Below are 22798 nucleotides of genomic sequence, written 5' to 3'. Positions count from 1 at the left end.
GATTAAGAGGGTTGTTTAAAGTTTTCTATGAATGAAATTACTGTATTCGTAAATTCATTCTCCTGGTCAAAAAGGAATTGATTTTCAATGGGAATAACATAAAAAGGCATGCCACTCAATTCCTGCCTGAATTTCATAAACCGCATGGCATCCTTTTCCGTGGTAAGAATGATCTTTCTCTGTGAATCAATAGAGTTAAATCGTTTAACGATATCCCGCCAGTCATCAATAGTAAATATATGATGATCATTGAACGGCATCATATAATACGTTTCTATACGATCCTCAAGAAACTTTTTTAATGGTTTTGGATTGGCGATGCCAGTAACCAAAAGCACCTCAGTTTTATCGTCTATAAAATTAAACTTATGGTTGCTGATATGATAGGGGGTTCCATAAGAAATAGTACTGAAGAATACCTTTTGATTTGGTAAAGGACGTATTTCCTCTATTATATCTATTCTTTCCTGCTGGGATATATCCTCCCTGCATTTTGTAACTACAATTATATCTGCCCTTTTGTAACTGGAAGGCATATCCCTGAGATCGCCGGTAGGCAAAAAGAAATCCCTGGTAAAAAGGTTGCCATATTCTGTCAGAATAATATTGATACCTGATTTAATAGCCCTGTGCTGGAAGGCATCATCAAGAATAATAACCTGGGTTGCAGGATTATCATGCAGCAATTGAGGAATGGCAACAATTCTTTCCTCACCCACCGCTACGGGTATGTCAGGAAATTTTCTATGAAATAACATCGGTTCGTCCCCAATATCCAATGCGGTAGTTTCATCAGTTGCAAGTGCATATCCCTTGGTTTTTCTTTTATAGCCCCGGCTCAGCGTTGCCACTTTATACCGGTTCTTTAAGTGCTGTACTAAGAACTCCACCATCGGTGATTTGCCTGTGCCTCCAACTGAAAGATTCCCTACACAAATCAATGGCAACCCAAAAGAATTTGACTTCAGCAAATTGTGATCATACAGCCAATTCCTGATCCAGATCACCAATCCATATAGAATAGCAAAGGGTAAAAGAAGTATGCGGAACGATTTTAAAAACCAATTAGAAAACATAAGTCCTGTGAGGGGTAATACAAATATCTAAAGGTACGTCAAATTCATTGGCGTCTTCTACACTATCAACAGGTTCAAAATAACACAGACCGATCTTTAGAGCATCAGGCCGGCAATTTTTGAGATACCGGTCATAATATCCTTTTCCATACCCTACCCTGTAACCGTTAAGGTCAAACGCAAGCATAGGAACCAATATCACGTCCAATACATCCGGTTGTGCCACCTCATTGTCCAGTGGCTCCGGAATATTAAATTCATTGGCTTCGAAAATGCTGTCAGCATTGCAAACTACGGCTTCCATGGTCTGCTGCACAAGGTTTGTCCGGGGATAACAAATATGAAGGCTGGGATTTTTAAAATGCAGGTAATCCGTTATAGGGAAGGTATCGATCTCATTATATTCCTGCACGGGGTAAAAACTAAAAACGTAATCTAAAAAAGGCAATTGAATGGTCTGAAACTGGATCAGTAGCAGATCATCCCATTTCATTTTATCAGTAACGGAAACAGCCTCTCTTTTTTTTCTGAATAAACTCCTGATCTCCTTTTTCCGCATGTTTAATCATTTATCCTATTCTCAAAAATGGAAAAAATAGTGGTGCCGTAATTTCGTGCCATTTTAAAGAATGGGAATTTTTCATAGTTATTCGCAGGTGTGTGTTCAAGAATGAACCAACCATTGTCTTTTAATAATTTCTTTTCAAAAACAAACCGGGGCAAGTCATCAATATTTTTCAATGCATAAGGAGGTCCGGCGAAAATAAAGTCAAAGTTTTCCTGGCATTGCTCCATAAAACGAAAAACATCTGATTTTACAACCTTTATGTTTTTGATACCCAAACCCTTTGCAGTCTTTTTGATAAAGGCGTGCATCTGGTTATCCTTTTCAACAATGGTCAGATCGGCGGCTCCCCTTGAAGCCAGTTCATAACTGATGCTTCCTGTTCCACCGAAAAGATCAAGTGTCTTTAACTCGGAAAAATCCAGGTTATTTTGAAGGATATTAAAAAGACCTTCCTTAGCTATATCGGTTGTTGGCCTTGTATAAGGCATTTTAGCCGGAGGGTTTATTCTTCTACCCCCATAATCACCACTTATTATACGCATACAGCAAGATTAGAAGTAGAAGCAAAGAAATGGCCGGGATGTTCATTTCCAGGCAATGAAACTGAAGTGTCGTTATAAAATCTGATATGTAAAAAGTAATTACGTATTTCAGTATATAGCGCAGAGGATTCTTCAATAAGGCCCGATAAAATAATGGAGGCTTCAGATTGATCTATTCCTATTTCAGATGCGATCTTTAGTAAATAGTACACTACATCAAGCGGAGTTTTATAGGCATAGGTTTGAACCAGCTCAATGTGCGCACCTTTTTTAACCAGTATCCGGAAAAATTGGGTAGTGAAGTGAATAAATATCTTTTCTATACCATCGTATGAAATGCTGTTTTTTAAAGCAGGTGTATATTCATGCACATAGAGTGCTTCCGGATATATGGTATTGATAAGGGCATGTACATCTGAAGACAGTGAATAACTGTTCACCATCTGCCAGTCATTGATATTGTCCCTGAAAAAGGACTGACCTGGCCTGTCATAGGTTAATTGCAACAGGTCATCTGCATTGGAAGCATATTTTAAGGGAGTTAAAAAAGATGTGGGAAATGAACTGCAAATAAAAACCTTGATGGGAGCCCGTTGTTTGGTCTCGTCCAATATATTTTGAAGGGCCGTTTTTAATTCAAATTCATCAATGGTGCAGTATTTCAATTCAGTTAACACCCTGCTTCCGTCCATGTACCATGAATAATTAATGTGATCTATCCCTATTTCAAGAAGCAGTACAGCATTACCTTCCTGCATATGTTCAGATCGGATATGGAAAAGTGTTTTCACTATTTTTATTTGCTGCAAAGTACGTATTTCATTAAAAACTGATTTACAGAAAAATGTTTCAGTAGTTTGCGATTTTTTTAAGTATGGCCGAAAAGCTGCAAGTTGATATTTCTTACAGGCAAATATTAAAAATCGCACTCCCTATAGGATTGGCACTTCTTGTGCCACAGTTCAATTTCATTATAAATAATATTTTCCTGGGGCATTTAAGTGAGGAAGCTTTAGCTACTGCAAGCATTACAGGGGTCTATTACCTGATATTTGCCGGTATTGGTTTTGGCTTAAATAATGGCCTGCAATCTATCATTTCCAGGAGAGCGGGTGAAAACAGGCCTGAAGAAATAGGTAAGATATTCAACCAGGGTGTGCTGATCTCCCTGGCTATAGCTTCATTTGGTATTTTATTTACCTGGTTTATAGCTCCATTAATCTTCAGGGCAACGATTCATTCTGAACAGGTACTTCATGATGTGATACGCTTCCTGCGAATAAGGATCTTCGGTTTACTTTTTCTGTATATCTACCAAATGCGTAATGCCTTATTGGTCGGCATCAATCAAAGCAGGTTACTGGTCATTGGAACCTTTGCTGAAGCACTGGCCAATGTGATCTTTGATTATGCACTGATATTCGGGCATTTCGGACTTCCTAAGATGGGTTTTGACGGCGCTGCAGTGGCCTCCGTAATTGCTGAATTCATTGGCATGTTTGTCATCTTCCTGGTCATCAGGTCAAGGGGCATAAGCCAAAGGTTTTCATTGTTCCAGAAGTTTTCAATAGACAAACACTACCTGAAACTGATCGTAACTATTTCAGGGCCACTGGCCTTTCAGCATGCCATCAGCATTATTAGCTGGTTCTTTTTTTACATACTGGTAGAACACCATGGACAAACCAGCCTGGCGGTATCCAACACCATGCGGAACATCTTTGGTTTTTTTGGATCTTTTATCTGGGCTTTTTCTTCCACCACCAATTCAATGGTTAGCAATATCATTGGACAGGGAAAAAAGGAAGAGGTAATGAGACTGATAACCCGTATCATGAAATTGAGTTGTTCTGTAGCGTTTTTTGTTTTTCTATTTCTCAATATATTCCCTGCAGCCTTTTTATCCATTTATGGTCAAAATGAGCAATTCATCGCGCTTGGCATCCCGGTATTGCGTGTGGTTGCTGTTGCCATGTTATTCATGTCGGTTGGCACCATCTGGCTTAATGCGGTTACGGGTACTGGTAATGGTCGAATGACCTTTATTATCGAACTAATAGCCATATCGCTATACTGTATATATGTTTACCTGGTACTGGAATTGAACAAATTGTCAATAGTATGGGGGTGGATGTCAGAACTGCTTTACTGGTCGGCTCTATTTACGCTCTCTTATATGTATATCAGGAGTAAAAGATGGTATGCCACCGTTATTTAAATCTTACAGGATATTCTTTAACAAATACTGCAATATTATTTACCGCGACTTATTCGGGTATATGTCACTCCTACTGAACCTGTAAAATTGGTAATGGGTGCATTTAGTTTCCGGATCGAGATGACTATTTTTTCTATTTGTGGGAATTGGTGTTCCAGTTTATCAGCTATTTGCATGGCGCAGGTTTCAATATAATATTGACGGACCCTGAATTCTTCCTGCACAATACGATATACCTGGACATAATCAACTGTTTGTGACAGGGAGTTGATATGCAATGCCGGGGCGATGGTGTCTATGGAAATATCGACTTCAAACTCATTACCAACCTTGTATTCTTCCTCATACATGCCATGCCCGGCAAAAAAACGAAGACCTTTTAGTTCAATATTAAATTGTCCGTGCATGGCAGCATTGAAGTTTATGATTGGATTGGCTTAATGAATGCCTTTTTCCGATAAGTATCTTTCAGCGTCAAGGGCAGCCATACATCCACTACCAGCGGCTGTGACAGCCTGACGGTAGATCTTATCCTGCACATCTCCTGATGCAAAGACACCTTCGATATTGGTTTTGGAAGAACCTGGTATTGTTTTGATATACCCGGCTTCATCCATATCTATAAATCCTTTGAATATATCTGAGTTGGGTGTATGACCGATGGCGACGAAAAAACCTTTAACCGGCACTTCGATCTTTTCTCCAGTTTGATTGTTCTTTATCCTGACGGCTTCAACTGTTTTTTCACCAAGTATCTCATCGGTCTCTGAATTCCAGTATATCTTGATATTAGGTGTATTTTTTACCCTATCCTGCATCACTTTGCTGGCACGCATTTCGTCCCGGCGGACAAGCATGTGCACATTAGAGCAAAGTTTAGATAAATACAAAGCCTCTTCGGCTGCCGTATCTCCAGCGCCTACAATAGCTACTTCTTTACCCCTGAAAAAGAATCCATCACAAACTGCACAAGCACTGACGCCATAGCCATTCAGTCTTTGTTCACTTTCTATATTTAGCCATTTGGCTGAGGCACCTGTAGAAATTATAATTGATTCTGCTTCAATGATCTTTTCTTCGTCTATCCATACTTTATAGGGCCTCACCGAAAGATCAACTTTAGTTGCCAATCCATAACGGATGTCAGTACCCATTCTCTGGGCTTGCTTTTCAAAATGCACCATTAACTCAGGCCCCTGTATGCCATCTGGGAATCCAGGATAGTTCTCCACATCGGTGGTGATCGTTAATTGTCCTCCAGGCTGGATACCCTGGTAAAGCACAGGCTTTAGGTTAGCTCTTGCTGCATAAACAGCAGCTGTGTAGCCTGCGGGACCAGATCCTATAATTAATAAATTTACTTTTTCAGTTTGATTGTTCTCCATGCTCATTGTTGTGCTTAGTTCGCGAATTTAGATGGAAATGTGCTAACAGAATACCTAAGAAATTCACATATCCATAATTGGTGGTACCGAATGCTATATATAATTTACTTAGGGATGATCAAAGTATGGTATTGGGATGCATACCCTCCAAAATAACCCAAAGCATTATTGCTGATATTTCCAATGACTTTTGTTGGTGTTGAAAAGGGATTGCCTACTGAATTGTAGGAATACTCCATGGTTCGCCAAAAATCAAAAGTTGCCTTATCTATATTACTTACTTTAAATACTACGGTATCTCCCCTGTTAAACAGGTTTTCATCCCTGCCCCCGGTATTCCTCTCTACGCCCGGCGATACCTGTAATTCATAGGTTGTTCCATCAATAAAGAGATCATCATAGGTTGAACTGTAGGGAGGCAAAAACGGCCCCTTATTGATCTTCGTGAAATAGCGGATGTAGTCTCCAAATCCAGGTGGATCAGTGGCCCTTACCATTACAATGGCCTTGGTACTGTCATTACCTGGTGCTGGCTTGGACCATATGGAATCTATGATCCTTGTAATTCCTGGTATAGTAGTGTTGGATGTGTATGTTTGGCCTTCACTTGCAATTTTTAAAAAGTAAGTATGATACAATTCACCTGTAAAAGCCGTAGCCAGGTTTGAAGAATCGATAGAATAATAAGAGAACGAAAGACCCTGGCTTATGGGGATTGTATATTCCTTTAATTTATGCGTGCTGCTACTGCCTGATATCCAAATGTCAGCATTATGAATAAAGCTTTGTGTCAGTTTCTCCGGGGTTAGTTGCGCAAAGTATCCTATAGACCTCGTCAAAATTACCCTGGGAGGTTCGTTGTTTTCGATGGTAGCTTCCACTACAATTTTTGGATCTGCATTGTCCAGCTTGAAATTGATATCTTTTTCACAGCCAAATAATATTAAGACAAGTAAGAATAGAACTATTCTTTTCATGAACTGGCAAAAATAATTAAAAACAAACAGCCCTGATCGTTAAAGACCAAGGCTGTTATAAACCCATCAATTTGCTATTTTAAATCCCTTTGGGGAATTATCCTAAATAAGCTTTCAGCGCATTGCTATACCTGGCTTTTTGTAAGCGTTTGATAGCTCTTTCTTTTATCTGGCGAATTCTTTCTTTAGTAAGATCATATTTCTGCCCGATTTGTTCAATGGTAGTGCCATTCTCACCGTCAAGACCAAAATACGCATTTACAATCTCAGCCTCACGGGGAGACAAAGATTTTAAAACACGGCGGATCTCGTTTCTCAATGAGTCTTTCATGACATCATCATCAGTATCATCGCTTCCTTCCAACAGATCACCCATTGCAACATCTTCAGCCTCATGTACCGGGGCATCGAGGGAAGTGTGACGTGTATTACTTTGGAAAATATTATTGATCTCTATCTCACTCATTTCGAGTATATCTGCAAGCTCTTCTGTACTTGGTTCTCTTTCGTGTTCCTGCTCAAAGGCCATATAGGCTTTATTAGCCTTATTATACGTTCCGATCTTATTTTGTGGCAAACGAACCAGGCGGCCCTGTTCAGCTAAAGCCTGTAAAATAGACTGGCGAATCCACCAAACTGCGTATGAAATGAACTTAAAACCCTTTGTTTCGTCAAATCTTTGGGCGGCCTTGATCAAACCCAGGTTTCCCTCATTGATCAAATCACTTAATGATAAACCCTGGTGTTGATATTGTTTTGCTACAGAAACCACAAAACGGAGATTCGCTTGTACTAATTTGTCCAAAGCCCGCTGATCCCCCATCTTGATTCGCTGGGCAAGAGTTGTTTCCTCTTCCGGAGTGATCATTGGAATCTTAGAAATCTCCTGAAGATACTTCTCTACCGCCTGGGAATCCCTGTTGGTTATCTGGGTAGCAATTTTGAGCTGCCTCATAAATTAAATCCTTAATTATTAAGATGAATAAATAAACTTGACACTTGATTTTCACAGAAAGTTGCAATAGGAATCGTTAATCCGTCCGAGACTATCTGCAAAGGTAAGTTTCAAATTTTAAATGTCATAATCCTTTTACGACATTATTATCTACAAAAACTATACTACACCTAATTTTCCCGAAATATTGACTGGTTAAGGTTTTCAAAAGAATAGACCTAATAAGTATTTTTAGTTATTCACAGTTTTTGTGAGGTGGTATGATATTTATTGCGCAAGTAAATCCAAAGTACAATGCCTGCAATTACCAACCCGGAGGATATTACTTCAGCCTGGGTAGGTTGAAATCCAAAAATGTCTAGCCTGTTGTTGACCCTGATCTTTTCAATAAAGAATCGCTCCAGGCCATTTAAAATAAGATACAGGCAAAAAAGCCCGCCGGCAGGTTGTATTCGTTTTCTTAATCCCCATAGTAGAAAAAATAATAAAGTACAGGCTATGGTTTCATAAAAAGGAGTAGGAAAGACAGGAATGGGGAGCTGGTTACAGTATTTTCCATCACACCCGGCAATGGGTATCCCAGTTTCATTGACATTGTGAGGATAATTGTAGGCAAATAACCAATTAGGTAAAAAGCTTAATGCACCAGGCCTGGCAAATGCAGCATGATGAACATCCTGGATATTTTCGTAATGTGTTGAAAAGAAACTTGCATGTTTATTCACAGAATCTGTAAAATCATTGGGCAATGCAAGGGCTACCTTATTGTTTGAATCAACCTTATAGGCATTGTTATAAATACCCCAATCACCATCACCAGCAGTCTGGCAGCCAATTCTACCAATGGCATAAGCAATCATCAACGGGGGTGCTATTGCATCAGCAAGGTGCCTGACTGAAAATTTATTTTTCCTGGCATACCAGATAATGACAATCGTTGAACAAATCAATCCACCATAAAAGGTAAGGCCACCACCGGAGAATATATATTCAGAGGGACGTTTTAGAAAGTCGGACCAGTTCTCAAAAATATCAAACATTTTAGCCCCTATCAACCCAACAACAAGCGCAATGATTGTGATCTCTCCTACCCTGTCATGCGGCCATACCCTGATAACGCGTTGTTCGGGATTCGCCAGTTGCTGCTTTTTAGCGTCTCTCCATTTGATCCAGGCAAATAAAGCTCCAACCAATAAACCAAGTGGAATGCTTCCTTTTCCTGAAAAAATATAGGCCTGGGTATCCTGGGTTTCGGAAGCATCCAAAAAGAACAGGGCTATTATCTTAAATCCTAATATAAAACCCAATACGAAATTGAGCAGGAGATCTAAAACTGTAGCAGGTTTCCCAACTGTGATCTTTGACTCTGTGGGATGGAACAAGCCCAACTTGCTTTTTCGCTTTAGCTCACTTGTTAGAATAGCTGCTGCCACCAAAAATGAAATAGCAACAAAGAATCCAAAGGAGTTTATAAACCGTAAAAAGCCGATCTCGATACCAAACAAATCCTTAAAAACGTAATACAGGTTGGGATACATAAGCCGATGGGGAATAAAACGCAATGTTATAGCAATTTGACAGAAATAAAAAAGAGGCTGACATAAAAGGCAAGTATACCCAGGCTATTATTTGAAATCCTTCTTTGTGATTCTTTTTAGCGGGTTATTACAAATTCTGCGGATAGAGACCGTAATTGAAAATTAATCCTGAATTCACTTGACCTATCCAATACAACTTTTCACCCATTTTTATATAAAGCTTAAGTAAAGAAAAGATATAGAAAGGGTATGGATACTCCGTGAGGATGCATAGTATACATGCCTTAACCAGGGCGTATACAGGACTTAAACCGGAAGAAACTATACAGAAACCGCTCTTTTTGTTTTCAGCCGAAAGCGAATAAAAAATGGCTGCCTTAATAAGGGCAGCCATTACAAACTTTTAGAAAGAATTAATTGCAGAATTGTTCAAAAGCACTGATAAGATTATTGGCGATCATTTGGGCTGACCTACCCTCAATCTGGTGGCGCTCAATAAAATGAACCAACTGGCCATTTTTAAATAACGCTACAGCCGGGGATGAAGGAGGATAAGGCATCATATGCGTTCTTAAAGTCTGAACAGCCTCTGTATCGAACCCTGCAAAGCTGGTTGCCAGGAAATCCGGTCTTTTGGAAGCATTAGCCACAGCCATCAATACGCCCGGGCGAGCAGTTCCTGCTGAACATCCACAAACAGAGTTGATCATTACTAGTGTGGTACCAGATTGATTTAACTGGTTTTCGACTTCATCTTTAGAAAGAAGCTCTTTGAAACCATTATCAGTCAGCTCTTCCTTCATAGGTTGCACTATTTCTACTGGATACATGTTTAATTTTTTTTGCAAAGTTATGCAAGTTCAGGCGACAAATATTGTTATAGTTTACACATTTTGTCAGACTATGTATCAGTATTGCGCCATAAAGGCAGGCTATTTACTTAATTTTCGATATGGAACATAGTTTGAACATCAATCTCCTGAAAACATATTAATTAAACCTGAAACAAATAATTTATGACACTAGTAAGAGTTCAAGGCAAATCAGGCTTTGCCGGTTTTAACAATTTAATGGAAAGCTTTTCTTCTCCTTTTGCGTCTTTATATAAACAAGATTTTCCATTAACCTCAAAGCAAAAAGCACCAGTCAACATCAAAGAAACTGAGACAGGCTATGAAATGGAATTGATAGCTCCGGGATATGAAAAAGGAGATTTTAAGATCAACCTCGATAAAAATATCCTGACCATTTCCACTGAAAAGAAAACAGAAGGTAATGCTGTTGCTGATAATTATATCAGGAAGGAATATGCGCACCAGGCTTTTGAACGCTCTTTTACAGTTGAAAACACTATTGACAGTGAGAATATATCAGCAAGATATGTTAATGGTATTTTGGTATTAAACCTACCGAAAAAGCAAACAGTCAAAGAAGAAGTAAAACAAATAAATATTCAGTAAGACATATAAAGATTTTTCTCATAAGCAGTTGGTTTTGGTTTACGCCCTCCGTTTCAACGGAGGGTTTTCTTTTATTGTTTAATATTGCAAACCTTAAACAGATTCGTAGCGACATGAAGAAATCACTGACCCTTTGTATTTACGCACTGTTCTTATTTCAAATTTCGCAAGCCCAGGATAGTTCAAGTTTGGTTCACCCTGATTCGATGCGCATCTTTCATCCTGATTCTTCTTTAAGGATCATTGATCTTAATCCCTATTTTACCATTCATGTCGATTCTACACTGAACTACCAACTCCAGATAAATAAAAATCCTTCTAATTACTTCTGGTATTTGAAAAATGCACCTGTTGGTTTACGCATTCAAAAAGATAACGGTATAATCAGTTTTAAAGCCGATAAATCCTACTTCCTCTCAGGCAAACTGAAATATGATATTGACTATAAAGTCAACATCGGGGTACAAAACCTGAATGATCCTAAGGAGAAAATAGACACAAATTTCACTCTGGTTTTTTTTAATACTGAAATAATTCCCTCTAAGGTCAAACCGACAGTTAACGGCCCGGTGTGGATTGATGAAGGAGAAACAGCCAGCTTTAAAGTAGTTTGTGAATCGGGAAGTTACCCTATTGAAAATATAATTACGCTTACAAGCATTCCTATAAGTAATTATACCAATGTCCAGGATTGCGGAGATGAGTTCAAATGGACACCTTCCTATGATGTAGCCAAAGAATCTGATAGCGCAAGATCAAAGACTGTTTTAGTGTATTTTATAGGTTCCAACAAGTTTAAGGTGAGAGATACAGCGGTTGTTAAGTTCATTGTCAGAGATGCCTTGAATTACCCTTTGGCACTGGAAGAATATAACCAGACAGCAAAAAATGTTGATCAGTATATAATGAAGCTGAAATACACTTTTCTGCAACTGGACAAAAAGCTAAAGAAAACTAAAACTGCCCGAATCACTTTCGATCTAACTTCAGCCACCACTTCATTGACAGGAACCATCCTTTCCACCTCCAGTAATGATAATGCTCAAAAAACAGGAAAAGTGCTTCCCAGCGTGGGATTGGCTTTAGTTCCTATTAAAGAAGCATCCGTACCAAGTAAAGTAGTTGACCAGAACCAGGCAGCCCAGATACGGGCTTCTATCAAGAGGCTGGAATATATGAAGCAGGATAATATTGCTTTGGGTAGTAAAGACCCTGATCTTACCAAAAAGACCGCTAAATTAAAAGAAGAATTGCGCCAGGTGCAAATGCAATTAATTGATGTGCCAATTGAATTAACCAATGACCTGACTGAAGAGGAATTAAACCGTTATTTTAACAGTCCAAAGGTTAATAAGAAATACAGGCTCAAAGGATAGCCTACAGGCAATTTTCTTTTCTTCTTGTATCAATCAAATACTGGATCTTCCAGGCTCCGTTGATCTTTACCAGCTGGTAAGAATCAACACCGCAGTGACTAAATTTATCACCCAAATAAAATTTGTAGGGTGTCCAGGCTATCGCTAATTCCTGGTCTACTTTGATTAAATCAAATGTTATACGCTCATCGTATACCATAGAGTGCGGTTTCGATATGAAATAAATAAATGAATCTAAAGGCTCTGACTGAATAGCTATTTTTCCTTCTTGGTTTTTGTTAACGGATTGCATAATTGCGTTTTCAGCAAAGGCAGAACGCAGCAATGCAGTATCAGATTTGCGCATGCCATCAAACAGGTTGTTAATGGTATGTTTTATAGCTAAAACTTCGTTGTCCTGGGCCTGGCAGTACGTAACAAAAAATAAGAATGTTAATACTATATAAATTGACTTCATATAAGGTTTCCTTATCATTTTTTGGCTGTAAAATTGAACATTAAAGTAAAACAACACATCATGAAACGTTTCAATTTTTTATCGGCGGTCATTCTAATCGTTTTAATGGTTGCGGGTGTTAGTTGCACTACTCTGCAAAACGGTTATGATGATGAATATTATACAACAAATGACAGAACTCCAAACAGGATATATGTTGATGATGGTTATAATGGTACCATTGTTCTGCAAAAGGATCCATATACCGGAAGGTATTACCAGGTAAGTCCTTATGGTTATTCCTCTGGTTATAATAATTATAGTCGCTATGACAGAAATTACAGCAGGAACAGGGTTTATTCCAGGAATAACTATGGGTATAATTATCCTTCAAATAACAGTACCAATCAACAACCTACAGAGCAGCAAAGAAAGGATTGGGAGAAGAAAAGATCTGATGCCCGTAGTAAAGTTTTAGGTAATTAATTTTATAGTCATTTATAAGAAAAATCCCCGCCAGGCGGGGTTTTCTTTATTTTATATAACCTAGGATCTTGAGCATACTTTGTGCAGACTGCTCTTTAGCATATACCCAGTCTATTAACTTACCATTTTTATCGTGCTCAATAATGATATGTTTGGGAGATGGGATAAGGCAGTGTTTAATGCCACCATAACCACTTATTTGGTCCTGGTAGGCACCTGTATGGAAAAAGCCTACATATAAGGGCTCATCACCATTAGGCTTAGGAAGGAATACCTCATTTATATGCTCTTCGGAATCATAATAGTCATGACTATCACAGGTAATTCCTCCCAGGACGACTCTTTGGTAATCCTGGTCCCATTTATTAATTGGCAACATGAGAAACTTTTCGCCTATTCCCCAGGTATCAGGTAAGGTAGTAATGAACGATGAATCGATCATGTACCATGTTTCCCTGTCATTTTGCGCCTTTTGACCAATGACGCTGTAAATATGAGCCATGCTCTCTCCTACTGTAAAACTTCCAAACTCAGTATAAATATTAGGCATAGGCACCTTGTTCCTTTTACAAGCTGCCTTGATATTACCTATAATTTCATTGATCATGAATTGGTAGTCATATTCGAAACCAAGTGAGTGTTTTATAGGAAATCCACCACCGATATTTAAGGAATCCAGTTCAGGGCAGATCTTTTTCAACTGGCAATACAGGTTGATGATCTTATTTAACTCTGACCAGTAATAGATGTCGTCCTTAATGCCTTTATTTAAAAAGATATGAAGCATTTTCAGCTGGAACTTATCCTCATAACCTTCAATATTGTCTACGTAAAATTCCAGGATATCTTTTGCCCTGATTCCAAGACGGGATGTATAAAAAGGAAAGGTAGGCTCTTCCTCCGCCGCTACACGAATGCCTAATTTGAATGGATGCTTTACCGAACGCCTGTAGGCCAGGAGTTCTTCTTTATTATCTAAAATGGGAATTACATTTTTAAATCCCCCATTTATCAATTGGGCTATTCTACGTGTATATCCTTTTTGCTTAAAGCCATTGCAAATGATAAAAATATCCTTGGTGATCTTCTTTTTTTCGTAAAGCTTTTTTATGATCTCAATATCATAGGCATAAGAAGTTTCCAGGTGGATATTATGTTGCAGGGCCTCTTCCACGACAAAACTAAAGTGAGAGCTTTTGGTGCAATAACAATAGAAATACTCCCCTTCGTATTTGTGTTTCTTTATGGCCTTGGCAAACATGTCTTTTGCCTTATTGATCTGCATACCAATTTTCGGTAAATAGGTAAGCTTCATTGGCGTACCATATTTATCTATTAAAGCCTTGATGTCAAGGCCATTGAACTGCAGGTAACCGTTCTTTACTTCTAATCCTTCCTGGGGAAAGTTAAATGTTTGTTGTACAAGGTCTAAATAAGAGTTGTTCATTGATGGGTTTAATGGGTTAACTCCTGAACAATAGGTGTTACAAATGTAAAAGAATGATGAATACAAAAAGAAAGCCGAATGCATTTAGCATCCGGCCTCTTAAATTTAATTTCAGATATCATTATTTAACCTGGGCAACCAGTGCTTTAAAGCTTTCAGGATTGTTCATGGCAAGATCAGCAAGCACCTTGCGATCCAGGCTAATTTCCTTTTTGCTTAACAGGTTTATGAACTGGGAATAAGTTAAACCCTCCTCACGAACAGCCGCATTAATACGGGCTATCCATAAACGACGGTATTCTCTTTTCTTTAATTTACGACCTACGTAAGCATAGGTCATACCTTTTTCTACAACATTCTTGGCAACTGTATATACATTTTTACGCTTGCCATAAAAGCCTTTGGCTTGTTTTAAAATCTTTTTTCTGCGTGCTTTGGAAGCAACTGCATTTACGGAACGTGGCATATTTTAAGAAGTTTATTGTTTAAGTTGAGTGTTAAACCAGGTTGGAAGCATTATACTTCCCAGGTTTTGATTACTTTAATCTTAATAATCGCATTACAAAGTCCATATTGGCTTTTGCAACAACGCCGTCTTTTCCTAATGCACGTTTACGTTTTTTTGATTTTTTTGTCAGAATGTGACGTTTGAAAGATTTCTGGTGTGTGATCTTTCCAGTTCCAGTTACCTTAAATCTTTTTTTGGCACTGGAGTTCGTTTTAACCTTTGGCATTTGGTTAATTATTGATGTTAAACCCTTGAGGCGTTCTCCACCGGGAGAAACTTAGGGGGCCTCTTTAGGAAATACCCGAAAAACCGGGGCGCAAATGTAAGAATTATTTTCTACTATAAGTGAATAATAAGATTTTAATGCTTCGCTGTATACGTTTTTAGCATATTATTTACCAGGAATATGCTACTGTCCTTTAGCAAAGGCAAAGATTGACAAAAATATTTGTTCAAAACGACCCTAAAACTATTAACCGGGCTAATATTATTGTAAAGGGCTTTGTAATCTCCATCGGAAAAATAATAAGAATTCAAATTCATAAAGACTTTCTCCTCCGGTACACCAGGTTCATAATTTCTGTACCCATGGTCACCTTCAATAATTACTACCTTATCGTGATTATTACTCGAAATAGCCTTAATTATGCTTTTTATTTGCCTATTACAATAAGCAACCTGACCGACATAGCCCTGTTTAAGATTCATTTTATTTAATAATATAGCTGTATCAGAGTTAAGATTGCCAACAGAATCAAGAAAATATGGCTCATGGGGCAAAATCAGGTGAGCATAAACAAATTTGGGTGTATTAGAATGTGTGTCTAATTCACCAATCAAACCTTTGATGTTAAAATCATTTCTGAACAAATGATAAGATTTGTTTTTTTTATAAGTTTCTGGAATCTGAAATTTTCCAGTAAAAATATTTTTTAAGGTAAAATTCCAGCCAATATCTCCCCAAAGCCTTGAAGAAAATGTTTGATTATCAACCTGGCTATAATACAAATCTTTAAAATATGGATCTGTTTTAGTGGAAACCAAATCCATGTCGAAACAACCAAAGTTTTTAAGAGTATAACCCTGCTCTGCTAAAAAATTTTCAAGTTTGTTTTTTTTCAACGTTTCCATACCCTGCAAAAATGTCTTGCTTGAAACCATGTTATTTTCCAAACCTGTTTTTAGATAATCTAAATTTAGAGTTGAAGACAATGAAAAAGGGGTCACATTATAATTGCTTTTTGAATCTTTTGAAATGTAAAAATGGTTTTGAATTAATAATGAATCAATTTCAGAATTGTCATAATTAAATTCTTCCTTAAGACATTTAGAACTTGCATACCCATCGAGAACAATAAAAAATATATCAGGGTTTTTTGTTCCTACGCAAGTCTTATTAAATTTCTCAAAATAATTTTTGCCAGCCAGATTATTTTTTCCTGACTGGCCGGTAATTATATTATATGCTAAAGTTCCTACCTCAAGTATTAAAAATATTGTAACCAGGTAATAAAAATAACGCATGGAAAATGCATTATTATCATCACGTGTTCGTATATATAAAAACAATATAACAGTAACAATTACAATTAACGGAATTAAAATAGAGTAAGAACTAATATATTGAAATATGGTAGAAGACTTTAAAAAGTCATGAAATGCACCAAATAGAAAAAATACAGAAAGAATAAAAAATGAAAATGTGTCGGCCTTATTATAATTTTTAAATAATAATAAACTTAGAACAAGAACGCCAAGTGTAATTAAAATGTAATGCAGAAAAAGAACTGAAGTAATTTTTGGCGATAATAAACCGAAGTTCTCGTTATATGCATGTAATAAAAAAAACAACGGAAGAAAAAATAAGAATAAGGCTTTTTTTTGAAATTGCATTTTGCTAACCATATTCATGAAATCATAGATTTTTGTAAAATAAAGCAATGCTTTAATTTATAAATTTATTGTACCATGTATGAAATTGCATTCCTGCTATTTCATACCTAAATTTTTCAATGGTTTTTCGTGAAATCTTTTCACGATCAAACAATTTTTTATTATTTATTAAATAAATAATTTTTTCTGATAGATCAAAAGGGTCGCAATTAGTTGCAAATAAACCATTAGAGAACTCCTCAACATTTTCATGTAAGACTGGGATGTCACTAACAATCACAGGCACACCACAGGCATTTGCTTCTATTAATACACAACCAAAAGTTTCATAACGTGAAAAGAGAATAAGAGCCTCTGAACCCTGGATAAACTTAGCAAGTTCAATTTGTGGCATCTCTTTGTGGAAATGAATTTCATTAGTTAACTTATAATCAATCATAAGTTGATTCAATCCAATTGTTGCACGACCAATAATATCCAAACTAAACTCGTAACCTTTTTGTTTTACAATGGCAAATGCCTTTAAAATATCTTCCGGGTTTTTTTGATAGTCCAAATTAGAAATATGAACAAAACGATTATTTGTATGGAATTCATGTTTGGTGTAGTAAAATATGTGGTCATCTAATACATTAGGAATTAAGATTGGTCTTTGAATTGTAAACAAATGTTGCAACGTTTTACCTAAATAATCAGAAACAACCATAACACTGGAAGCTTTTGAAAATATTTTCTTTATCAAATACCTGGTATAAAATGGCAGGTTTAAAAAATTAGGTTGTGCTTCTTTCAAATAAATAGTCCATTGTTCTGAAACAACATAAGGAATTTTAAACTTTTTTGATACCCAAAGTGCTAATATCCCTGCCTTAAAGGTGATGTATAAATGTAACAATTCAGGTTTCCCATCATTATGAATAGCTAGTTTGATTTCCTGGGAAAAGAGAAACAGGTATTTCTTTAAGGAAATAACCCTTTCCAATAATTTAAATTTTTGGGGAGCTATATAATAATAAATGATTGTTTCCTTTAACTGCCCATGGTCATATGTTTCTTTTTTATTGCTCTTAGTAACATATCCATAAATATCCTTTACTACATAAATTACGTGTATATTATTATAAATAGATGCCGCCTTTGAGTGCCTTTGAATAAAATCACCGTTGTAAGGATCTAATCTATTTGGATACCATGAGGGCAGCCATAAAATATAAGGTTCTTTTCTTTTCACGCAGATATAAACTTTACAATTTTTATCAGTTCTTTCCTTTGTAAAAGGAAGAACTCTTTCCATTTTATCGAAAAGTTTTTTCTGATAAACAATAAATAGATAAAGAAAACAAAAGAATAAACTATGGTGTTACCCCAAGCTGCTCCCTGAATTCCATAAACAGGAATTAATATTAAATCTGCAATCAAAATTAGAATTAAACAAATGGATGAACCAAGTAAATTGTAAATAAATTTACCTTCCCAGGAGAAGTAGGCTGCAATATATATTACTCCTGCCCAAAAGAAATAACCGGGCAACATTAAATAAAATGCAGGTAATCCGGTTTTATATTCATTTTCGAGATAGTAGTAATAAAATAAATTGGCGCAAATGACCGTAATAAAAACTCCGATTAAATTTATATAAAAAGCCACACTGAAAATTTTTGGAATATGCTCAGTTTCTATTGAAGAAAATTTTGTTATTAGTAATTGGGAAAGCACATTGGGAACAATCCAGACCAGGTTGGCAAATTTGCTGGCTTGAGCATATAATCCGACATCATAATTACCATACAAATATTTTAATATCCAAAAATCTACTCTATAGGCCATTAACTGAATAATATTGGTCGCCATGACAATAAACGACAGGCCTATAGCGGAAAAAAATTCACTTCGCCTAAGTTTATCCGTATCATTTAACCTATATATAAAATGAAAAAGTAAAAGCAATATAATTCCCTGGATAAAGCTTTGTATTGCAAAACAATATAATGCAGTAACAAAATTTACCTTCATTACGTAATACAACAAAAAAAGAGCACTAATATATAAAAGTGCTACTATGATCATTGCTTTATTCGCTAAAAGTGTCCTTTGGAATGAATATAACAATATCATATATTTTTCACTAAGTATTAAACCAATAAAATAAAGAATGTCTATAGGTAAATAATTGATTTTTTCATTGGACAGCAAAGTTCTATTCAAATAATGCAAACTTGAGAATTCAAGAAGTAAGAACAACAGTAACTGCAATAGTATTCCATACCAAACAAACTGTAAGGTCTTTAGAATCTTCCATTTACCCTGACTTACTTTATGTAAGACAATACTTTCAGTTCCTAACCCAGTGACAATACTTAGAAGTGATGCATTTAAAATCAGTAGTGATATTGTTCCAAATCGTTCAGGTAAAGCTATATTACTTAATATCAGGCCAGCTAGAAACATGATGGACATATATAGCATCCGTATTATTAGTGATCTTAGCATTTATATTAAGTGGATGAACTATTGATGTTTGCAATTATTTCTCAAATACATGATGTTACATTTTTCGTTACATCACACAGGCCTTATTTGTATAAACTCTTTTCTTTTTATATAATACAGGAACAAAAAGTATATGATAGGAGAAATACTCAGAATCTGTAATACGATTAATCCAGAAGTTACACCCATCATATATATTATGACTCCGATTATTGTACCAACCAAAAGCTGGTCATTTTCTATTCCACATACAACCTTGAAATAATAGGTTTTTGTATATGAATAAGTAAGCTCTAACGGTTTGGTAATGTGAAATCCGTCTGTTACCACTATCCTGGAAGGATTTGTGGGAATGGTAACAACTATAGGTTTGTTTTTTACCAATGCATATATATAAGTGCCGTTTACAATCAAGCGAAGCCGCAAAAAACGCAATAAAAAATGGTTCTTTTGAACTACTACAATTTGATATTGCGAATTGGGTCTTATTGTTTTAAAGCTTTAATAATTTGAATAAAATCCTGGGCAAGAAGGGAAGCACCTCCAACAAGTCCACCATCTACATCAGGACATGCAAAAAGTTCAGTAGCATTATTTGATTTCACACTACCACCATATAAAATTGAGATTTGATTTGCCACTTCCTGTCCATATTTATTAGCTAAAACAGAACGCAAATGCTGATGCATTTCTTGTGCTTGCCCGGTTGTGGCAGTTTTTCCGGTACCAATTGCCCAAATAGGTTCATAGGCTATAATAACTCCGGTTATTTTCTCTTCATCAAGATGAAACAAGGATTCTTCCAGTTGTTTTTGAACATTATCATTTTGCTCATTTTTCTCCCGGATAGATAGGGCTTCACCACAGCAAAATATGGGAATGATATCATTTTGCAAACAGATATTAAGTTTGTCTGCCAGTGTTTTACCTGTTTCCAGGAAATACTCTCTTCTTTCACTATGTCCAATGACAGCATATTTAATACCGATGGAATGAAGCATTTCTGCAGATACTTCACCTGTATAGGCACCACTTTGCTTATCACTGCAATTTTGTGCAGCAATCTCATATCCTTTTTCATGTGCTACCGTGCTTTTAGCCATGATCAAATAAGGAAAGGGCACAGCAAAGATCACCAATTGATCTTCTGAAACTTTTATATTGGCTTCAAGAACCTCATTTAATAATTTCTCTCCTTGCTGGTACGTTAAATTCATCTTCCAGTTAGCGGCTGCTATTTGTTTTCTCATATTTATTTCAATAATGTTCAAAGATATGTTTCAATATACTTTTTTCGCTTTCAGTGACAGATTCCTCTTTTAATGATTTCCAGGCATGTATATCTGCAAAAGCCTTTTCCAACCTGTATCTTTCCACACCATCACTGCCCCAGGAGAAATTTGGAACATACTTCGGAGTCAATCCATTACCAAAAATGTTGCAACTTACACCTATAACTGTTCCAGTGTTAATCGATGTATTGATGGCCGTCCTGGAATAATCTCCCATCAAAACCCCACATTTCAAGCCTGCTTTTTGAAGGCCTGCGGGAGTCCACACCATAACAGGCGATGCATTGTTCTTAATATTTGAATTGGAAGTCCCTGCACCCATATTGCACCATTCTCCTATTACAGAGTCACCTATATAACCATCATGTGCTTTGTTGGAATTTCCAAAGAATACTGCATTTTTAATTTCCCCTCCCACTATACAGTTGGGTCCTATAGTAGTGGCCCCATAAATTTTAGAACCCATTTTTACAGTAGCACCCTCACAAATTGCAATAGGTCCTCTCAGCATTGATCCTTCCATAACTGTGGCATCTTTACCGATATATATTGGTCCTTCTTCAGAATTCAAATAGCTATGCTCAACCCTGGCTCCTTTTTCAACAAAAATTTTTGAACCCAGTAGTTTATTTCCTGATGAAAGCTTCTGTGATTTCCTTCCTTTTGTGATCAGGTCGAAATCTTCATCGATTGCCCATTTGTTCATTTGGAAAATATTCCAGGGAAAAGCCAGTTCAGTAAGATCAAGATCCATTTCTATGGCCTTTGACATTTTGATCTTATTCTCCCCTTCTATTTCTTTTTTAGAGATGCAATAAATAAAACTTTCTCTGCCTGCAACTGATATAAATTCTCCCGGCTTCATTTTTTTTACCTGCCTGATCAATTTTGAAGAAGGCAAGACATTTCCATGAACCAGGTAAACAACATCCTTGTTTAAGGAAGAATCTATTCTTAAAGACCGGTCCAGATCTTTATAATCATCTTCAAATTTGTCAAACGATGGCAGTTGCAGCCATTTTTCCCATTTCTCCCTGATCGTAAGTATCCCGATTCTAATATCCTGGATCTGCCTGGTAAGTGTAAAAGGAAAAAGATTTTCCGGCTGGCAAAATTCCTCCGTAAATACAATTTTTCTCATAAGTTTTGAAGTTATTCCATATCTGACGAAAAAGAAAGGATTAAAAACAAAAATCCCCCGGGAGACCGGGGGACTTAATATCTTATGCTGTATATGTTACTTCTTGGCGTATTTCTTTTTAAACTTGTCAATACGTCCTGCTGTATCCACCAATACATTTTTACCTGTAAAGAAAGGATGTGAAGTATTGGAAATCTCTAATTTAATCAATGGATATTCATTCCCATCTTCCCATTTAACAGTTTCTTTTGTTGCTGCTGTAGAGCGGCTCAAAAAACTATATCCGTTACTCATATCCTTGAAAACAACGTAACGGTAATTTGCGGGATGAAGATCTTTTTTCATGATAATTCAGTTTATAAACGACGTATTATTGGCTTAATTGAAGGCGCAAAAGTAAGGCTAAAACTAATTTCAACCAAATAGTACTGATGTTAATTTTTTAACTACGCATATTTTCGTATTGAAGCGGAATTCCAAGTTCCCATGTTTTGGATGCCTGGATCACCTCCTGCAAATCATCTATTTTCTTACCAACTACCCTTACAACATCATCATTTATGGAGGCCTGTACCTTTAACCCGGAATCTTTGATCTTTTTAACAATTTTCTTGGCGTCTTCCTGTTTTAAACCATTTCGAACCTGGACTTCTTTTTTCCATGATTTCCCACTTTGAAAGCCTTCTTTTGATGTATCAAAAGCTTCGGGAGAAATACCTTGTTTATGTGCCCTATTTATCAGAACATCTAATAATTGCCGCATTTTCATGTCATCATCAGTCTCGATATTCAATTTATATTCCTTTTTATCAAGATTAATAACAACATGTGCCCCTTTAAAGTCAAATCTATTAGTGATCTCTTTAGAGGTAACATTTACGGCATTATCCAATGCCTGGGCGTCAACTTTACTTACAATATCAAAAGATGGCATAATTAAATTGTTGATTGCTTCTGGTGTTAAAAATAATAAGGGAATGGCATACAATTCCTATTTGCTATCCAGAAAT

Annotated in this window: 25 protein-coding genes; 4 read left to right on the top strand and 21 right to left on the bottom strand. The window is 36.6% G+C overall.

The features are described from left to right. Positions 1 to 2: 2 nt before the first annotated feature. From lpxK to BP74_RS04740, 4 genes are read right to left on the bottom strand one after another with little or no spacing between them, the layout of a single operon-like run. Complete coding sequence (gene lpxK / locus BP74_RS04755; protein WP_496371594.1) at positions 3 to 1076, bottom strand: tetraacyldisaccharide 4'-kinase; 1074 nt, start codon at positions 1074 to 1076, stop codon at positions 3 to 5. Beyond that, a complete protein-coding gene (locus tag BP74_RS04750; RefSeq protein WP_496371592.1) occupies positions 1066 to 1635 on the bottom strand; it encodes a 5-formyltetrahydrofolate cyclo-ligase in 570 nt (189 codons plus the stop codon). The genes lpxK and BP74_RS04750 overlap by 11 nt, the downstream gene beginning before the upstream one ends. A gap of 2 nt (positions 1636 to 1637) precedes the next feature. Continuing rightward, the gene (locus BP74_RS04745) at positions 1638 to 2186 is read right to left on the bottom strand and encodes an RsmD family RNA methyltransferase (RefSeq protein ID WP_496371590.1); all 549 of its coding nucleotides are present in this window, start codon (positions 2184 to 2186) and stop codon (positions 1638 to 1640) included. Next, a complete protein-coding gene (locus BP74_RS04740) occupies positions 2177 to 2977 on the bottom strand; it encodes a DUF3822 family protein (RefSeq protein WP_496371588.1) in 801 nt (266 codons plus the stop codon). Before BP74_RS04740 ends, BP74_RS04745 begins: the two co-directional genes overlap by 10 nt. Positions 2978 to 3060: 83 nt before the next feature. Between BP74_RS04740 and BP74_RS04735 the strand changes: the two genes are divergently transcribed. Further along, complete coding sequence (locus BP74_RS04735; protein ID WP_496371586.1) at positions 3061 to 4404, top strand: MATE family efflux transporter; 1344 nt, start codon at positions 3061 to 3063, stop codon at positions 4402 to 4404. A gap of 35 nt (positions 4405 to 4439) precedes the next feature. Here BP74_RS04735 and folB read toward each other — a convergent pair whose 3' ends face one another. From folB to BP74_RS04705, 6 genes are all read right to left on the bottom strand, one after another. Next, positions 4440 to 4811 (bottom strand): dihydroneopterin aldolase, encoded by a 372-nt coding sequence (folB, locus tag BP74_RS04730; RefSeq protein WP_496371584.1) that lies wholly within the window; start codon positions 4809 to 4811, stop codon positions 4440 to 4442. 30 nt (positions 4812 to 4841) lie between these two features. After that, positions 4842 to 5789 carry a thioredoxin-disulfide reductase gene (trxB, locus tag BP74_RS04725; RefSeq protein ID WP_496371582.1) on the bottom strand — a complete coding sequence of 316 codons (948 nt, stop codon included), beginning with the start codon at positions 5787 to 5789 and terminating at the stop codon, positions 4842 to 4844. 104 nt (positions 5790 to 5893) lie between these two features. Next, positions 5894 to 6766, bottom strand: coding sequence for a DUF4249 domain-containing protein (locus BP74_RS04720; protein ID WP_496371580.1), 873 nt, complete (start codon positions 6764 to 6766; stop codon positions 5894 to 5896). 97 nt (positions 6767 to 6863) lie between these two features. Then, positions 6864 to 7721 (bottom strand): sigma-70 family RNA polymerase sigma factor, encoded by an 858-nt coding sequence (locus BP74_RS04715; RefSeq protein WP_496371578.1) that lies wholly within the window; start codon positions 7719 to 7721, stop codon positions 6864 to 6866. A gap of 239 nt (positions 7722 to 7960) precedes the next feature. Further along, positions 7961 to 9259, bottom strand: coding sequence for a prolipoprotein diacylglyceryl transferase (locus tag BP74_RS04710; RefSeq protein ID WP_496371576.1), 1299 nt, complete (start codon positions 9257 to 9259; stop codon positions 7961 to 7963). A gap of 413 nt (positions 9260 to 9672) precedes the next feature. Then, complete coding sequence (locus tag BP74_RS04705; RefSeq protein ID WP_496371574.1) at positions 9673 to 10089, bottom strand: BrxA/BrxB family bacilliredoxin; 417 nt, start codon at positions 10087 to 10089, stop codon at positions 9673 to 9675. 186 nt (positions 10090 to 10275) lie between these two features. On the opposite strand from BP74_RS04705, the gene BP74_RS04700 reads away from it, so the two are divergent. Both BP74_RS04700 and BP74_RS04695 read left to right on the top strand, forming a co-directional pair. Continuing rightward, entirely contained in the window at positions 10276 to 10719 is a 444-nt protein-coding gene (locus tag BP74_RS04700) for an Hsp20/alpha crystallin family protein (protein WP_496371572.1), read from the top strand. A 113-nt stretch (positions 10720 to 10832) separates the two neighbouring features. Further along, positions 10833 to 12095, top strand: a complete 1263-nt coding sequence (locus BP74_RS04695) for a hypothetical protein (protein ID WP_496371570.1) — start codon at positions 10833 to 10835, stop codon at positions 12093 to 12095. Between the two features lies 1 nt (position 12096). On the opposite strand, the gene BP74_RS04690 is transcribed toward BP74_RS04695, so the two are convergent. Continuing rightward, positions 12097 to 12552, bottom strand: a complete 456-nt coding sequence (locus tag BP74_RS04690) for a nuclear transport factor 2 family protein (protein WP_496371568.1) — start codon at positions 12550 to 12552, stop codon at positions 12097 to 12099. A 60-nt stretch (positions 12553 to 12612) separates the two neighbouring features. Here BP74_RS04690 and BP74_RS04685 point away from each other — a divergent pair, with 60 nt between their 5' ends. Continuing rightward, the gene (locus BP74_RS04685) at positions 12613 to 13017 is read left to right on the top strand and encodes a hypothetical protein (RefSeq protein WP_496371566.1); all 405 of its coding nucleotides are present in this window, start codon (positions 12613 to 12615) and stop codon (positions 13015 to 13017) included. Positions 13018 to 13063: 46 nt separating this feature from the next. On the opposite strand, the gene BP74_RS04680 is transcribed toward BP74_RS04685, so the two are convergent. The 10 genes from BP74_RS04680 to BP74_RS04635 form a co-directional block, all read right to left on the bottom strand. After that, positions 13064 to 14464: a type III PLP-dependent enzyme domain-containing protein gene (locus BP74_RS04680; protein ID WP_496371564.1), complete on the bottom strand. Its 1401-nt coding sequence runs from the start codon at positions 14462 to 14464 to the stop codon at positions 13064 to 13066. Positions 14465 to 14585: 121 nt separating this feature from the next. Beyond that, positions 14586 to 14930, bottom strand: coding sequence for a 50S ribosomal protein L20 (gene rplT / locus BP74_RS04675; protein WP_072834965.1), 345 nt, complete (start codon positions 14928 to 14930; stop codon positions 14586 to 14588). A gap of 70 nt (positions 14931 to 15000) precedes the next feature. Further along, the gene (rpmI, locus tag BP74_RS04670) at positions 15001 to 15198 is read right to left on the bottom strand and encodes a 50S ribosomal protein L35 (RefSeq protein WP_496371562.1); all 198 of its coding nucleotides are present in this window, start codon (positions 15196 to 15198) and stop codon (positions 15001 to 15003) included. 134 nt (positions 15199 to 15332) lie between these two features. Next, on the bottom strand, positions 15333 to 16883 hold the full coding sequence (locus tag BP74_RS04665) for a sulfatase-like hydrolase/transferase (protein WP_496371560.1): 1551 nt from the start codon (positions 16881 to 16883) through the stop codon (positions 15333 to 15335). Positions 16884 to 16917: 34 nt separating this feature from the next. Next, positions 16918 to 18159, bottom strand: coding sequence for a glycosyltransferase family 4 protein (locus tag BP74_RS04660; RefSeq protein ID WP_496371558.1), 1242 nt, complete (start codon positions 18157 to 18159; stop codon positions 16918 to 16920). After that, complete coding sequence (locus tag BP74_RS04655) at positions 18093 to 19313, bottom strand: MATE family efflux transporter (RefSeq protein ID WP_496371556.1); 1221 nt, start codon at positions 19311 to 19313, stop codon at positions 18093 to 18095. The genes BP74_RS04660 and BP74_RS04655 overlap by 67 nt, the downstream gene beginning before the upstream one ends. A 527-nt stretch (positions 19314 to 19840) precedes the next feature. Further along, positions 19841 to 20605, bottom strand: a complete 765-nt coding sequence (tpiA, locus tag BP74_RS04650; protein ID WP_496371554.1) for a triose-phosphate isomerase — start codon at positions 20603 to 20605, stop codon at positions 19841 to 19843. A gap of 7 nt (positions 20606 to 20612) precedes the next feature. Then, the gene (locus tag BP74_RS04645) at positions 20613 to 21788 is read right to left on the bottom strand and encodes a putative sugar nucleotidyl transferase (RefSeq protein WP_496371552.1); all 1176 of its coding nucleotides are present in this window, start codon (positions 21786 to 21788) and stop codon (positions 20613 to 20615) included. 96 nt (positions 21789 to 21884) lie between these two features. Continuing rightward, the gene (locus BP74_RS04640; RefSeq protein WP_072834973.1) at positions 21885 to 22133 is read right to left on the bottom strand and encodes a type B 50S ribosomal protein L31; all 249 of its coding nucleotides are present in this window, start codon (positions 22131 to 22133) and stop codon (positions 21885 to 21887) included. 97 nt (positions 22134 to 22230) lie between these two features. Then, a complete protein-coding gene (locus BP74_RS04635; protein ID WP_496371550.1) occupies positions 22231 to 22722 on the bottom strand; it encodes a YajQ family cyclic di-GMP-binding protein in 492 nt (163 codons plus the stop codon). Positions 22723 to 22798 lie beyond the last annotated feature (76 nt).

It is taken from the genome of Flavisolibacter ginsengiterrae DSM 18136 (assembly GCF_059568575.1).
The sequence above is the reverse complement of the archived record's forward strand: the minus strand, read 5'-3'. Positions and strand labels throughout refer to the sequence as shown.

Bases quoted from the DNA above. Each gene is read 5' to 3' on its own strand.
- tpiA (WP_496371554.1), bottom strand. From the start codon at position 20,605: ATGAGAAAACAAATAGCAGCCGCTAACTGGAAGATGAATTTAACGTAC.
- folB (WP_496371584.1), bottom strand. From the start codon at position 4,811: ATGCACGGACAATTTAATATTGAACTAAAAGGTCTTCGTTTTTTTGCC.
- BP74_RS04735 (WP_496371586.1), top strand. From the start codon at position 3,061: ATGGCCGAAAAGCTGCAAGTTGATATTTCTTACAGGCAAATATTAAAA.
- BP74_RS04690 (WP_496371568.1), bottom strand. From the start codon at position 12,552: ATGAAGTCAATTTATATAGTATTAACATTCTTATTTTTTGTTACGTAC.
- BP74_RS04695 (WP_496371570.1), top strand. From the start codon at position 10,833: ATGAAGAAATCACTGACCCTTTGTATTTACGCACTGTTCTTATTTCAA.
- BP74_RS04640 (WP_072834973.1), bottom strand. From the start codon at position 22,133: ATGAAAAAAGATCTTCATCCCGCAAATTACCGTTACGTTGTTTTCAAG.
- BP74_RS04705 (WP_496371574.1), bottom strand. From the start codon at position 10,089: ATGTATCCAGTAGAAATAGTGCAACCTATGAAGGAAGAGCTGACTGAT.
- BP74_RS04685 (WP_496371566.1), top strand. From the start codon at position 12,613: ATGAAACGTTTCAATTTTTTATCGGCGGTCATTCTAATCGTTTTAATG.
- BP74_RS04715 (WP_496371578.1), bottom strand. From the start codon at position 7,721: ATGAGGCAGCTCAAAATTGCTACCCAGATAACCAACAGGGATTCCCAG.
- BP74_RS04665 (WP_496371560.1), bottom strand. From the start codon at position 16,883: ATGAATATGGTTAGCAAAATGCAATTTCAAAAAAAAGCCTTATTCTTA.
- BP74_RS04750 (WP_496371592.1), bottom strand. From the start codon at position 1,635: ATGCGGAAAAAGGAGATCAGGAGTTTATTCAGAAAAAAAAGAGAGGCT.
- trxB (WP_496371582.1), bottom strand. From the start codon at position 5,789: ATGGAGAACAATCAAACTGAAAAAGTAAATTTATTAATTATAGGATCT.
- rpmI (WP_496371562.1), bottom strand. From the start codon at position 15,198: ATGCCAAAGGTTAAAACGAACTCCAGTGCCAAAAAAAGATTTAAGGTA.
- BP74_RS04680 (WP_496371564.1), bottom strand. From the start codon at position 14,464: ATGAACAACTCTTATTTAGACCTTGTACAACAAACATTTAACTTTCCC.
- lpxK (WP_496371594.1), bottom strand. From the start codon at position 1,076: ATGTTTTCTAATTGGTTTTTAAAATCGTTCCGCATACTTCTTTTACCC.
- BP74_RS04660 (WP_496371558.1), bottom strand. From the start codon at position 18,159: ATGGAAAGAGTTCTTCCTTTTACAAAGGAAAGAACTGATAAAAATTGT.
- BP74_RS04700 (WP_496371572.1), top strand. From the start codon at position 10,276: ATGACACTAGTAAGAGTTCAAGGCAAATCAGGCTTTGCCGGTTTTAAC.
- BP74_RS04655 (WP_496371556.1), bottom strand. From the start codon at position 19,313: ATGTTTCTAGCTGGCCTGATATTAAGTAATATAGCTTTACCTGAACGA.
- BP74_RS04745 (WP_496371590.1), bottom strand. From the start codon at position 2,186: ATGCGTATAATAAGTGGTGATTATGGGGGTAGAAGAATAAACCCTCCG.
- BP74_RS04710 (WP_496371576.1), bottom strand. From the start codon at position 9,259: ATGTATCCCAACCTGTATTACGTTTTTAAGGATTTGTTTGGTATCGAG.
- BP74_RS04635 (WP_496371550.1), bottom strand. From the start codon at position 22,722: ATGCCATCTTTTGATATTGTAAGTAAAGTTGACGCCCAGGCATTGGAT.
- BP74_RS04645 (WP_496371552.1), bottom strand. From the start codon at position 21,788: ATGAGAAAAATTGTATTTACGGAGGAATTTTGCCAGCCGGAAAATCTT.
- rplT (WP_072834965.1), bottom strand. From the start codon at position 14,930: ATGCCACGTTCCGTAAATGCAGTTGCTTCCAAAGCACGCAGAAAAAAG.
- BP74_RS04720 (WP_496371580.1), bottom strand. From the start codon at position 6,766: ATGAAAAGAATAGTTCTATTCTTACTTGTCTTAATATTATTTGGCTGT.